We start from the raw sequence: 12,833 nt of genomic DNA on the forward strand, positions 1-12,833 counted from the left end.
CTAGGTTATGGGCGCACGGCAACCTCGGTAGTGTTTGGTTCAAACGGCCACTACCTGCCAGGCCGACACACAACAAGGAATGTATGTATGTGGCGTGAAATAGCCCCCGACCAGCAGTACAACGTGCAAGTCGACGGCCACAACCTCGTGGTCTACAGCTTTGGCGAAGGCGATGAAGTGTTGCTCTGCCTCAACGGCGGCCCTGGGCTGCCTTGTGACTATCTGCGCGACGCTCATGGCTGGCTCAAGGACAAAGGCCTGCGAGTCGTTGCATTCGATCAGTTGGGTACGGGCGCATCAGCCAGACCCACCGATGTTTCCCTATGGGAGATCGGCCGTTATGTCGAGGAAGTCGAAACTGTGCGCCAGGCGCTCAGCCTGGGCCGCGTGCACGTGTTGGGCCATTCCTGGGGCGGCTGGCTGGGTATCGAGTACGCCATTCACTATCCTGACGCGCTTAAAAGCCTGATCCTGGAAAATACCGTCGGTGACATTCCGCACCTGTCCCAGGAGCTCGAACGCCTGCGCGGCGCCTTGGGCAGTGAAACGGTGGCGATGATGCAGCGCCATGAGGCCATGGGCACCCTCGATCATCCGCAATACCAGGCCGCGATCACGTTGCTCAACTACCGCCATGTCTGCCGGCTGGACGAGTGGCCGGAACCGGTCAAGCGTTCCCTCGACAACTGGAACATGGGGCCCTACGAGACCATGCAGGGGCCCAACGAATTTCTTTACGTCGGCAATCTCAAGGACTGGAACCGAATCCCCGAGATGGCCGATTTCAGCATGCCGGTGCTGATCACCACCGGTCAGCATGACGAACTGACCCCCGCCTGCGCCATGCGCATGAAGATGGCGGTCAAGCACGCCGAGTTGCACGTTTTCCCCAACAGCAGCCACATGCCGTTTTATGAAGAGCCCCAGGCTTACTTCCCGGTGCTGCTGGACTTCCTTGCTCGTCACCGAGGCTGACGAATGAACCTGGCGCGTTACCGTTTTGTGCTGTTCCGGCCGCTGCAATTGCTGCCGGTGCTGTTTGGCATCAGCCTGATTACCTTTGTGCTGGTGCGTTCGATTCCCGGTGACCCGGCGCGGGCGCTGCTGGGCTCGCGCAGCACGCCGGATGCCTTGCTGAAAATTCGTGCCCAGTACGGCCTCGACCAACCGTTGTGGCTGCAATATTTCTACTTTCTGAAAAACCTGCTCAAGGGTGATCTCGGCCAGTCGCTGCTGTACAAGGTCGACGCCCTGAAGCTGATCGTCACCCGCATCGAGCCGACTCTGTTCCTGGTGCTTGGCAGCGTCCTGCTGGCACTGTTGATTGCCGTGCCCCTGGCCACTGTGGCCGCGCGTAACAAAGGCGGCTGGGCCGACAATCTGATTCGCTTGTTCACCACCGTCGGCCTGGGCATGCCCGCGTTCTGGCTGGGGTTGATGCTGATCCTGCTGCTCAGCGTGCAATGGGGTCTGTTCCCGGTGTCCGGCTATGGCCGAACCTGGCTGGACAAGGCCCATCACATGGTGCTGCCGTGCCTGACCATCGCCCTGGCGCTGTCGGCGGTGTTGGTGCGCAACCTGCGGGCGAGCATGCTGATGGAGTTGCAGGCCGATCACGTTACCGCCGCGCGGGCGCGGGGTTTATCCGAGCGAGCGGTGTTTCGTCGCCACGTGCTGCCTAACTCCCTGGTGCCGGCGGTCAACCTGCTGGCCGTCAATATTGGCTGGCTGATCAGCGGCACGGTGGTGATTGAAAGCCTGTTCGCCATTCCCGGCATCGGCCAGTTGCTGGTGCGCGGCATTTTCACCCGCGACTACATGGTGGTTCAGGGGGTGGCCATGGTATTGGCCTGCACAACCGTGGTGGTCAACTTCGTGGCTGATGTGGTGACCGTCGCCCTCGACCCTCGAGTGAAAATGCAATGAGCAGCCGCCCGCTGATTCCCGCCTGGCGCTTGCGCCTGCGTTTTGGTTTTCGCAACGGCCAGCTGACAGCGGCGTGGGGCCTGGCAATTCTGTTGGCGTGGCTGGTGCTGGCGCTGTTCGCACCGTGGATCGCGCCGTTTGATCCTATCGCGCAAAACACGGATATCAGTTTGATGGCGCCGACGCTGGCCCATCCATTTGGCACGGATAACTACGGGCGAGACATACTTTCGCGGGTGATCTGGGGTGCGCGCATCGATTTGCAACTGGCTATCGTTGGGGTGGTCTTTCCGTTTCTGATCGGCACGTTTATCGGTGCGGTTTCCGGTTATATCGGTGGGCGTTTCGACAGCTTTTGCATGCGCGTGATCGATGTGATCCTGGCCTTTCCATTCCTGGTGCTGATGCTGGCAATCATGGCAATCCTCGGGCCAGGGCTGAAAAGCTTCTATATCGCCATGGCGCTGGTGGGCTGGGTGTCCTACGCGCGGCTGATCCGTTCGCAAATCCTGGTGCTCAAGGAAAGCGACTTCGCCCTGGCGGCGAAAAGCCTGGGTTTTGGCCATGGGCGCATTCTATTTCGGCATTTGTTGCCCAATGCGATGTTCGGCTCGATTGTGTTCTCCATGTCCGACGCGGTGTTGGTGTTGCTCAACGGCGCGGCGGTCAGCTACCTGGGCCTGGGCGTGCAACCGCCGACGGCGGAGTGGGGGACCATGGTTGCCGAGGGCCAGGCGTTTATCACCACGGCGTGGTGGATCTGCACCTTTCCTGGGCTGGCCATCGTGACCCTGGCGATGGGCTTCAGCTTGTTGGCCGATGGTGTTGCGCAAGTGCTGGGGGATCGCTCATGAGCTTGTTGCAGGTGCAGGACCTGAGCGTCATCGCCCATAACAACGGCCACGATGTGACCCTGGTGGATCGCGTGTCCTTTGACCTGGCTGAAGGCGAAATCCTCGGCCTGGTGGGCGAGAGCGGTTCGGGCAAGACCATGGCCTGTCGCGGGCTGATGCGCTTGCTGCCCTCGTCGAGCCTGCGGGTTCAGGGCGGCGCCGTTCGCCTGGCCGGCCAGGACTTGCTGGCCCTGGATGAAGCCAGCATGCGCAAGGTGCGCGGAGGGCAATTGGGGATGATTTTCCAGAACCCCAGCAGCCACCTCGACCCGTTGATGCGCATCGGCGAACAGATCGCCGAAGGCATCCGCCTGCACCAGGGCGCATCGAAACGTGAAGCACGCTTGCAGGCCATCGAGGTGTTGCGCCAGGTGGGCATTCCCGACCCCGGCCAGCGCATCGACAACTATCCTCACGAATTTTCCGGCGGTATGCGCCAGCGGGCGATGATCGCCGTGGCCCTGGGCTGCAATCCCCAGGTGTTGATCGCTGATGAGCCGACCACTGCCCTGGACGTCACGGTGCAGGCACAAATCCTGCGCCTGTTGCTGGACTTGCGAGACCGTCGTGGCCTGTCGATCATCATGATCACCCATGACCTGGGCGTGGTGGCGCAGACCTGTGATTCCATTGCCGTGATGTACGCCGGGCGCCTGTGCGAGCACGGCAGCAAATACGACCTGCTGGCCCGTCCGCAACATCCGTACACCGCCGGCCTGATCGACTGCCAGCCGGCCACCAGCAGCGGTCATGCCTTGCTGCGCACCATCGCCGGGCAGCCGCCGCTGCTGGATGCCTTGCCCGGAGGCTGTCGGTTCAACCCACGTTGCCCGCAAATCGGCACCTTGTGTACCGAGCAGTTGCCGGATTTGGCCGGGATCGGTCCACGCGTCGCCTGCCATTACCCCTTGGGAGATCGGCCATGACCTTGTTGCAGGTAAAGGACCTGGAGGTGCGCTTCGCGGCCGCCGGCAGCGGTCTGTTGGGTCTTAATAAACAGTGGGTGAGGGCGGTCAACGGTGTGTCGCTGAACCTCGCCGCCGGTGAAACCCTCGGGCTGGTGGGTGAGTCGGGCAGCGGTAAAAGCACCCTGGGCCGGGCGATTCTGCATCTCAACCCCATCAGCGCCGGGCAAGTGCTGTTCGACGGTATCGACATGGCCCATGGCGGCCCAATCGATATCGCCCGCTTGCGTCACGAGACAGCGATGATTTTCCAGGACCCTTATGCAGCGCTGAACCCACGGCTGACCATCGGTGAAACCCTCTTCGAAGTGTTGCGAGTGCAGCGCAAGGTCGCACCAGAGCTTATCCCGCACCGAGTTGATGAACTGCTGGCGCTGGTAGGCCTGCGTCCTGAATTGGCCACCCGCAAGCCGGTTTCCCTGAGCGGCGGCCAATGCCAGCGAGTTGGTATCGCCCGGGCGCTGGCGGTGGAGCCGCGGCTGATTATCGCCGACGAATGCGTCGCGGCCCTGGATGTGTCGATTCAGGGGCAGATCATCAACCTGCTGCTGGAACTGCAAGGGCGCATGAACCTGGCGATTCTGTTTATCGCCCATGACCTGGCCATCGTCCGGCGCCTGTGCGACCGAGTGGCGGTGATGTACCTGGGCAAAATTGTCGAGGAAGGGCCGGTGGAAGCAGTCTTCACCGCGCCGCGCCATCCCTACACGGTGGCGCTGATCCAGGCGATTCCCGAGATCGATCCGCACCGGCCGCTGCCCAGCGAACCCTTGCCCGGCGAGCCGCCCAGCCCACTGAATTTGCCCAGTGGTTGTGCCTTCCATCCGCGCTGCCGGCATGCCCGTGACCTGTGCGCCGAGGCGGCGCCGCCAACCCGCTTTCTGCAAGACCATCGTTACAGTTGTGTGCTTGAAGAACCGTTGCTTTGACCTTCCCTGCCATTCATTAACAAGGAGTTATGACATGCAATCCCGACACTTGAAGTTGCTCGCTGTCGCCACGCTTACCGCCTGGTCACTGACCGCCGGACTGGCTCAGGCTGCCGGCGTATTGACCATCGGTTGCCGCGAAGACAGCACCACGTTTGACCCAATCAAAAGCGCACAGAACCGCGACACCTGGGTGTTTGCCAACGTCTACGACACCCTGGTGCGTGTAGACAATCTGGGCACCAAGCTGGAGCCGGGCCTGGCTGAAAGCTGGGAGATTTCCAAGGACGGCCTGACCTATACCTTCAAACTGCGAGAGGCGAAGTTCTCCGACGGCTCGCCCATCACCGCAGGCGACGCGGTATTCAGCCTGCTGCGAATCCGCGACAACAAGGCTTCGCTGTGGAGCGACTCGTTCAAGTTGATCGATACGGCCAAGGCGGCTGACCCGCAGACCCTGGTAGTGACCTTGAAAACCCCATCGGTGCCGTTCCTCTCCCAAGTGGCTTCGCCGACGGTGTCGATCCTGTCGCAAAAAGCCATGGAGAAAATGGGCGAAGACGCCTACTCCGAGAACCCGGTGACATCCGGTGCGTTCACGGTGGAGGAGTGGCGCAAGGGCGATCGGGTGATCCTGGAGAAGAACCCGCACTTCTGGCAGGCGAACAACGTCAGCCTGGATGGCGTGGAATGGGTGTCGATCACCGACGACAACACGCGGATGCGCATGGTCCAGAACAACGAACTGGATACGGCGATATTTGTGCCGTTCTCTCGTGTTGAAGAGTTGAAGAAAGACAAGAATGTGGTGGTCCATTCAGACCCTTCCACCCGTGAAGATCATCTGCTGATCAACCATGCCAACGGGTTGCTGGCCAAGCCTGAAGTACGCCGGGCACTGGACATGGCGATCGATAAAAAGTCGCTGGTGAAAACCGCCACCTTCGGTCAAGGCGAAGTGGCGTACTCCTACATTCCTAAGGGTTCGCTGTTCCACTACGCCGACAACCTGCAGCGCCCTTATGACCCAGCCCAAGCCAAAAAACTGCTGGCTGATGCGGGTGCCAAGGACCTGAAACTCAACTATGTGGTCAACGCCGGTAATGAGGCGGACGAACAGATCGCGGTGATGATCAAGGATCAGTTGGCGAAGGTCGGTGTGACGGCAAACCTGCAGAAAGTCGACCCAACCCAAAGCTGGCAGATGCTGGTGGACGGTGAGTACGACCTGTCGGTGATGTACTGGACCAACGACATCCTCGACCCGGACCAAAAGACCACCTTCGTGTTGGGTCACGACACCAACCAGAACTACATGACTCGATACAAGAACGACAAGGTCAAGGATTTGGTCGCTGCGGCACGTATCGAAGCCGACCCGGTCAAGCGTGAGCAGATGTACGTCGACCTGCAGAAAATGGCGAAACAGGATGTGAACTGGATCGACCTTTACTACAGCCCGTACATCAACATCTCACGCAAAAATGTCAGTCACTTCCTGCAGAACCCGATGGGGCGCTTTACCCTTGAGGAAGTGGTGAAGAACTAAGCCGTTGAGCCCGCCCTGACAGGCGGGCTTTTTTAATCGGCTTGCCAGCTTCACGAGTCGCCTGAATTCCAGGCAAAAAAAAGCCTGCATCGCTGCAGGCTTCTTTTATTGTCTGGCTCCACGACCTGGACTCGAACCAGGGACCCAATGATTAACAGTCATTTGCTCTACCAACTGAGCTATCGCGGAATACACCGTATGTTACTGATTAAAAAAGAGAAGTCAAGCGCTTAATGCCTGCGAAGGACGTGAGTCTCGGCGTTCATCTGACTCGAACCGCAGTTAGCGACTTTGTCTCACGCCACCTCATGGTGACGATAAAAGCCTTGCATAGAGATCCTTCTAAGTCGTGCGCCGCTCATTCATCAGGCGGGTGAGCGCAGTGTTTTTGATGGGAATAATTCGCAATACTGGCGATGCAGGCACACCGAGCGCAAGTGGCGATTAGCTAGCACGGTCCCAAGTCAACATTATGTGGGAGATGGCCGTGTCGATGAGATCATGGCCGATGCCATCCCGTGTCTGGATGGAAATACCTTGCAGGAAGCTGTCGAACACCGTGGCCAGGGCTTGCGCATTAGTGTGTGCAGGCAACTCGCCATTGGCGATGGCGCGTTCGACACAGCTCACGATTCCGGCGCGGGTGCGTTCGCGGGACTGGGTCAGGGCGGCGGTCACTTCGCGGCTTTCCGGGGCCGGGGCGCTCATGACACCCAGGCTCACCATGCAACCCTTGGGGTGACCGTCTTCACACTGCATGTGGGCGGATTGGCGTAGGGCGGCCTCTACAGCCTCACGAGGCGCGAGGTTTTCATCCCACAAACACTCAGTGACCTGGGCAAAACTGGTCAGGTAACGCTGCACGCATTCCTGGAACAAATCCGCCTTTGAACCGAACGCCGCGTAAAAACTCGGCGCGGAAATCCCGCCGCCCAGGCCAGCCTTCAACTGGTTCAGTGACGTAGCGTCGTAACCGTACTCCCAGAACAGGTGCAAGGCTTGTTCCACCGCTTGATCGCGGTCGAAGTTGCGGGGGCGGCCCATCTGCGCCATGACGAAATCCTCTGAGTGATGACTTAAATACTAGTCGATACAGAAATCGTTGACAACGACAGCTCGCCTCCTTCAATATTTGTACCGATCAGTATTTATGTAGCTCTTTGAGCTGCCCTCAATCAAGGAGCCTCCCTGTGACTGCCTCAATTTCCCTGCCGGCCGATGCCGTGCCGGATCGCTTGCCCGTCGGTGCCTTGTTGGCCCTGGCGATGACCGGCTTTATCTGCATCGTTACCGAAACCCTGCCCGCCGGCTTGCTGCCGCAGATCAGCGAAGGCCTGGCGATTTCCCCATCCATGGCCGGGCAGATGGTCACGGCCTATGCACTGGGTTCGGTGCTGGCGGTGATTCCACTGACCATCGCCACCCGGGGCTGGCGCCGGCGCAATGTGCTGTTGCTGACCATCGTTGGTTTTCTGCTGTTCAACTCCATCACCGCGCTGTCGTCCCACTACGGGCTGACGCTGGTGGCGCGCTTCTTTGCCGGAGTGGCGGCGGGGCTGGCCTGGAGCCTGTTGGCCGGTTACGCGCGGCGCATGGTGGCGCCTCATCAACAGGGCAGGGCGCTGGCGCTAGCCATGGTCGGAACGCCGATTGCGCTGTCGCTGGGGGTTCCGCTGGGTACCTGGCTGGGCAGTCTCGTCGGTTGGCGCACGGCCTTTGGCATCATGTCGGCGATGACCTTGGTACTGATCGTCTGGGTGCTGGTGAAGGTCCCGGATTATCCCGGCCAGGCGTCCCACCAACGGATGCCATTGCGCAAGGTGCTCACCACACCGGGTGTGCGGCCGGTGCTGGCGGTGGTGATTGCCTGGATGCTGGCGCACAACATTCTCTATACCTATATCGCGCCGTTCGTGGCGCCGGCGGGGTTGTTGGCGCGGGTGGATCTGGTGCTGTTGGTGTTCGGTGTGGCGGCGCTGGTGGGAATCTGGATCACCGCTCGGTTGGTCGAGCCATTGCTGCGCAGGACGGTGCTGGTCAGCCTCGCGACTTTCGCCGCGACGGCCCTGGCATTTGGTTTCTTTGCCGAAGTACAGGCAGTGATCTACGTCGGCATGGCGGTGTGGGGGTTGAGCTTTGGCGGTGCCGCGACGTTGTTGCAAACCGCTCTGGCCGACGCTGCCGGTGACGGTGCCGACGTCGCGCTGTCGCTGAACGTGGTGGCCTGGAACAGCGCCATCGCGGGAAGTGGCGTGGTGGGAGGGGTATTACTTGATACCTGGGGTGTGGTTTCGTTCCCGTGGGCGATGGTGCTTTTGGTGGTAGTGGCATTTGTCATTACGTGGACTGCCCGCTCCCATGGTTTCAAATCGGGCCCGCGCGGAGTCGGCAAATCAGCGGTGGCCGGGCATTGAGTACCATGCCCAATGGTTACAGTTTTGTTCTGCGCACTGAGTGCTTTTGCCCCATTTTCGAGCGTGCTGCGCAGATTATTGAGTGACACCCTGCCTATCCCCGGGCCTGACCGCTGCGGTCCGTTTCTTGCTTGAGCTAGCTTAAACAATGACATGGCATTTTGCCGCTAATCATTTCAAGGCTGCATCCACGGCTGCAGTGTGTGGGTTGTTCAGGGGAGTAGTCGGACATGCAGGGTATTTTGTCGCCAGGCATCCGCCTGCTCGGACGTTTCGGATTTGCGCGCAAGTTTCAGATACTGTTTTTGCTTTTCATGCTGCCCTTGGCGGGCAGTCTATGGATGATCGGGCAGGACTATCGCGGCAAGCTGACAGTGATTTCAAATGAGCAATCCGGGGTGGGCCAATTACTGGCGTTTGATGCACTGGACGGCCAGCTGACCACGCAGCGCAACCTCGCGGCGCGCTGGAAGGCGGCTGACATCCTGCATGAGCCAACACCTGCGGCCAAGGCTGCGATGGCTGCGGTCGATGCCAATAACCCGGTGATATTGCAGAGCCTGCAAGCGCTGGGCGACGCGCTCAAAGTACAGAATGCCAGTGCGGACACCCTGGCACGCTTTGAGGTTTTGCAGGTGTCGGTCAAGGGCATGGACACCCAATCCTTGCGTGCCGTGGGCTGGTGGCCGGATGGCTACGACCGCTTTACTTCAGCGCTGACGGCGATGCAAAACCTGCGCGAACAGATCACCCTGGACTCCGGATTGATCCTCGATCCCTGGCTTGAAACCTACTTGCTGATGCAGATTGCTACTCAGCAGGCGCCCGATCTGATTGAGCGTATTGGTCGCATGGCGAGCGTCGGGCAGTCGTCCATCGCCTCTGGGCAGTTCACCTTGCAAAGTCGTTTGCAGATGCGTGACCTGCGCGGTCGCATCGGCGATGCGCGGGATCAGTTGGTCAAGGCGGCTGCATCGCTTAAAGCCAAGCAGTACTCAGGGGTACAAACCTGGACCGCTCAGTACGACAACAGCTTGCAGCTGCTGGATAACGAACTGAAAGTGCTGGACGACGGGGTGTTCGGCGGCACGATCAAGCTCGATACCAGCGGGTTCGAGCGCAGTGTCGACGGCATGCTCGGGACCTTGGGCGCACTGCGCAATCAGTCGCTGACCTCCCTTGATGCGCGCCTGAGCTACTACCGCGCCCTCTCGTTCAAGCAAATCATCCCCGTGGCGGTGACGTTCAGCATTCTGGCGTTGGCGGCCCTGTACCTGTTCGTGTGCCTGCAGGCATCGATTCGGCGCAGCGCCAGCAGTATCACCACCCTTGCTGAATCCCTGCGCGACGGCAACCTGTGTGTCGAGGTAGCGATTGAAGGCCGTGACGAACTGGCCGCGATCAGCACCGCGCTCAACGTCGCGGTGGTGCAGTTGCGCACCAGTCTGCTGGGCGTTAATCACGAAACGCAGCAGTTGGGGTCTGCGGTGCTGACGCTCAATGCGCAATCGGGCAGCACGCTCACTGAAGTAGAAGACCAGCAACTGCAAATCAGCCAGATTGCAGCGGCCGCAACGCAGTTGGCGGCGACGTCCATGGGCGTCGCCAAAAGTTGCGAGCAGGCCGCAGGCAGCGCCCAGCAAACCCGACGTATTGCCGAGGACAGCAGCCGTGACAGCCTGCGTACCACGGCCAGTATTCAACAACTCAACCAGCGCCTGACCGACACCGCCAATGCACTGGGGGAAGTGAGCCAGCAGGGGCAGCAGATCCAATCGGTGGTCGACACCATTCGCGGTATTGCCGAACAGACCAACTTGCTGGCGCTTAACGCTGCCATTGAGGCCGCACGAGCGGGCGAGCAGGGCCGAGGTTTTGCCGTAGTGGCCGATGAAGTTCGAAGCCTGTCACAACGCACCCAGGCATCCACGGCGCAGATCGCCAGCACTGTGGACAGCTTGCGCGCGACGGTTAGCCAGGCGGTCAGCCTTATGGGCGCCGCCTGCGACCAGGCGATGACCGATGCCGAATCCGTAACCGGACTGGGCAATCGGCTGGGTGAGATCGCCAGCGCGGTGCAAAACGTCACGGATACATTGGCGCAGATCGCCGTGGCGGTTGAAGAACAGGCCGCGACGGCGGATGAGGTGAGCGGGAATATTCAGCAGGTTGATCAGGCGGCAGGGCGCTTGCTGGAGGGCGCGCGGGCGGTGAATCAAGCGGCGGATACGTTGAGTAAGGGAAGTCGGGCGTTGAGTGAGAATACGGCGCGGTTTCGGCTGGGGTAATGTTAGGCGCTCCATTTCCTTAGCTTGCCGGCATACCCACGCCTGTGTCCTTTTCCGGTGTCGCCACATCATGCAGGGAAATCCTTGAAGTCTCCGGCAATGCCAAACCACCCGCCAGCGCCAGCAATGCAACCGCGATCAGATAAAACGCTGGCGACAGGTTGCTGCCGGTGGTGCTGATCAACCACGTCGCCACCAGCGGTGCGGTGCCGCCGAAGATCGTGTAGGCCATGTTGTAGGTGATCGCCGACGCGGTGTATCGCGTACGGGTCGGGAAGGTTTCCGAGAGCAAGGCCGCCGTGACCACGCCACACAACACCGCGCCAATCGCCAGGAGCATCACACCGACAATGGACGCTGCGAACGAGCCAGAACTGGCCATCAAGAACGAGGGAAACACCACCACAATCAACAGCGCGCACGCCGTCATCACCGTGATTCGACGTCCGACCCGATCCGAATACAGCCCGGCCAGCGGGCAGATCGCCGCCGCGAATAGCAAGGCAATCAGCGACACCAGCAACGCCGTTGCGCGACTCAAGCCCCCCGCGACTTGCAGGTAAGTCGCAAAGTAGGTGGTGAACATATAAAACGACAGCGCCGTGAGCGACACAAAAGCGCCCAGGCAGCAGATCGCCGCACCATGGTTGCGCAAGGTTTCCTTGAGCGGGGAGTGTGCGACTGCATCTTCCTGAGTCACCGCCTGGAAAGCCGGTGTCTCATCCAGCTTCCAGCGCAGGTAAAGACCCACCAGGCCCAGCGGCGCAGCAATCAGGAACGGCAGGCGCCAGCCCCAGCTACCCATCGCTTCGGCCGATAACGACGCTTCAAGTGCGTAGGCCACCACCGCGGCCGCAGCGAAGGCGGAAAACGTCGACACCGGAATAAAACTGCCGTACCAAGCGCGTTTATCACTCGGTGCATGCTCCATCAGATAGGCACAGGCACCGGCGTATTCTCCCCCGGCGGAAAAGCCCTGGGCGCAACGAATCAGCGAAAGAAGAATCGGCGCCATGACCCCGATCGCGGCATACGTAGGCAGCAGGCCGATCAAGGTCGTCGCACCGGCCATCAACAAAATCGTCATCGCCAGCGTTCGCTTGCGGCCGATCCGGTCCCCCAGCATGCCGAAGAAAATCCCTCCAAGAGGCCGAAACGCAAAGGCCACGGCGAATACCGCAAAGGTCTTGAGCAGCGCAGCACTGGCATCGCCGCTGGGGAAAAACTGCTGAGCGATGGTCGTGGCCAAAAAGCCATAGACGGCGAAGTCGAACCACTCGACGAAATTGCCGATGCCGGCGGCTACGATCACTTTTCGTAGGGTTTTTGGGCTTACCTGTTCGGTGGATGCGCTCGTCATGGGGGGCCTCGGCGTTTCGTCAGTAAGCGTTCGATTATCGAGGGAGTGACTGAGGCGGCGGGGTTCAAAAGTGTCATCCGCGTAGTCAGTACCGACTTGATGCGGGTGAAACAGGCAGGATTCGGGCCAGGTGGTGGGGCGTTGATTGCGAGGTGGGGTTGGATGATTTTTTATTGGAGTGTCGGAATGCGGTTTGCGGGATAAAGCGTTGCAAAGAGTCGGGGGCAGACTCCGTTTATGCGTCGAGTTTCGCCATGGAGTAGTTTACTTTGCACCTTTAGTCATGGCCTGCACCTGGCCTATGGCTGTCGGTGCTGAAGGGCCGTTACCGACCCGAAGCGGTCACTGAATTGAGGTAACGAAGCGGGTTTCGAGGCCAACACTTACTGGCGGTAGCGCATTGATCAAAACTGGACGAGCCCCATGAAAGACAGGACACCGTTTCCCCCTTACGATAAGGGATAGGCAAACGGTTATGTTTATGACTAATAGCAACGACAAGAGTGGGG

10 protein-coding genes and 1 tRNA gene are annotated in these 12,833 nt (G+C 60.1%); 8 read left to right on the forward strand and 3 right to left on the reverse strand.

The genetic code is table 11. The annotated features are described in order from the left end of the window. Window positions 1–87: 87 nt before the first annotated feature. Genes ACZRKZ_RS27055 through ACZRKZ_RS27080 form a run of 6 tightly spaced genes read left to right on the forward strand, consistent with a single transcriptional unit; the run spans window position 88 to window position 6,262 of the window. A complete protein-coding gene (locus tag ACZRKZ_RS27055) occupies window positions 88–975 on the forward strand; it encodes a proline iminopeptidase-family hydrolase (RefSeq protein WP_463983173.1) in 888 nt (295 codons plus the stop codon). Between the two features lie 3 nt (window positions 976–978). Further along, window positions 979–1,926, forward strand: coding sequence for an ABC transporter permease (locus ACZRKZ_RS27060; protein WP_463983174.1), 948 nt, complete (start codon window positions 979–981; stop codon window positions 1,924–1,926). After that, entirely contained in the window at window positions 1,923–2,780 is an 858-nt protein-coding gene (locus ACZRKZ_RS27065) for an ABC transporter permease (protein ID WP_463983175.1), read from the forward strand. The genes ACZRKZ_RS27060 and ACZRKZ_RS27065 overlap by 4 nt, the downstream gene beginning before the upstream one ends. Beyond that, on the forward strand, window positions 2,777–3,745 hold the full coding sequence (locus tag ACZRKZ_RS27070; RefSeq protein WP_463983176.1) for an ABC transporter ATP-binding protein: 969 nt from the start codon (window positions 2,777–2,779) through the stop codon (window positions 3,743–3,745). The genes ACZRKZ_RS27065 and ACZRKZ_RS27070 overlap by 4 nt, the downstream gene beginning before the upstream one ends. Continuing rightward, on the forward strand, window positions 3,742–4,713 hold the full coding sequence (locus tag ACZRKZ_RS27075) for an ABC transporter ATP-binding protein (protein ID WP_463983177.1): 972 nt from the start codon (window positions 3,742–3,744) through the stop codon (window positions 4,711–4,713). The genes ACZRKZ_RS27070 and ACZRKZ_RS27075 overlap by 4 nt, the downstream gene beginning before the upstream one ends. A gap of 34 nt (window positions 4,714–4,747) precedes the next feature. Continuing rightward, the gene (locus ACZRKZ_RS27080) at window positions 4,748–6,262 is read left to right on the forward strand and encodes an ABC transporter substrate-binding protein (RefSeq protein WP_463983178.1); all 1,515 of its coding nucleotides are present in this window, start codon (window positions 4,748–4,750) and stop codon (window positions 6,260–6,262) included. 113 nt (window positions 6,263–6,375) lie between these two features. On the opposite strand, the gene ACZRKZ_RS27085 is transcribed toward ACZRKZ_RS27080, so the two are convergent. Then, window positions 6,376–6,451 (reverse strand) — tRNA-Asn (locus tag ACZRKZ_RS27085). A gap of 255 nt (window positions 6,452–6,706) precedes the next feature. Continuing rightward, the gene (locus tag ACZRKZ_RS27090; protein WP_463983179.1) at window positions 6,707–7,315 is read right to left on the reverse strand and encodes a TetR/AcrR family transcriptional regulator; all 609 of its coding nucleotides are present in this window, start codon (window positions 7,313–7,315) and stop codon (window positions 6,707–6,709) included. A 137-nt stretch (window positions 7,316–7,452) separates the two neighbouring features. On the opposite strand from ACZRKZ_RS27090, the gene ACZRKZ_RS27095 reads away from it, so the two are divergent. Then, a complete protein-coding gene (locus tag ACZRKZ_RS27095; protein ID WP_463983180.1) occupies window positions 7,453–8,676 on the forward strand; it encodes an MFS transporter in 1,224 nt (407 codons plus the stop codon). Window positions 8,677–8,906: 230 nt separating this feature from the next. Next, the gene (locus ACZRKZ_RS27100) at window positions 8,907–10,964 is read left to right on the forward strand and encodes a methyl-accepting chemotaxis protein (protein ID WP_463983181.1); all 2,058 of its coding nucleotides are present in this window, start codon (window positions 8,907–8,909) and stop codon (window positions 10,962–10,964) included. A 19-nt stretch (window positions 10,965–10,983) separates the two neighbouring features. Here ACZRKZ_RS27100 and ACZRKZ_RS27105 read toward each other — a convergent pair whose 3' ends face one another. Further along, window positions 10,984–12,324 carry an MFS transporter gene (locus ACZRKZ_RS27105; protein WP_463983182.1) on the reverse strand — a complete coding sequence of 447 codons (1,341 nt, stop codon included), beginning with the start codon at window positions 12,322–12,324 and terminating at the stop codon, window positions 10,984–10,986. Between the last annotated feature and the right edge of the window lie 509 nt (window positions 12,325–12,833).

The sequence above is a fragment of the Pseudomonas sp. c313 genome (assembly GCF_055407145.1).

Excerpts from the sequence above, each read along its gene's own strand:
- ACZRKZ_RS27055 (WP_463983173.1), top strand. The coding sequence starts at position 88 with ATGTGGCGTGAAATAGCCCCCGACCAGCAGTACAACGTGCAAGTCGAC.
- ACZRKZ_RS27060 (WP_463983174.1), top strand. The coding sequence starts at position 979 with ATGAACCTGGCGCGTTACCGTTTTGTGCTGTTCCGGCCGCTGCAATTG.
- ACZRKZ_RS27065 (WP_463983175.1), top strand. The coding sequence starts at position 1,923 with ATGAGCAGCCGCCCGCTGATTCCCGCCTGGCGCTTGCGCCTGCGTTTT.
- ACZRKZ_RS27070 (WP_463983176.1), top strand. The coding sequence starts at position 2,777 with ATGAGCTTGTTGCAGGTGCAGGACCTGAGCGTCATCGCCCATAACAAC.
- ACZRKZ_RS27075 (WP_463983177.1), top strand. The coding sequence starts at position 3,742 with ATGACCTTGTTGCAGGTAAAGGACCTGGAGGTGCGCTTCGCGGCCGCC.
- ACZRKZ_RS27080 (WP_463983178.1), top strand. The coding sequence starts at position 4,748 with ATGCAATCCCGACACTTGAAGTTGCTCGCTGTCGCCACGCTTACCGCC.
- ACZRKZ_RS27090 (WP_463983179.1), bottom strand. The coding sequence starts at position 7,315 with ATGGCGCAGATGGGCCGCCCCCGCAACTTCGACCGCGATCAAGCGGTG.
- ACZRKZ_RS27100 (WP_463983181.1), top strand. The coding sequence starts at position 8,907 with ATGCAGGGTATTTTGTCGCCAGGCATCCGCCTGCTCGGACGTTTCGGA.
- ACZRKZ_RS27105 (WP_463983182.1), bottom strand. The coding sequence starts at position 12,324 with ATGACGAGCGCATCCACCGAACAGGTAAGCCCAAAAACCCTACGAAAA.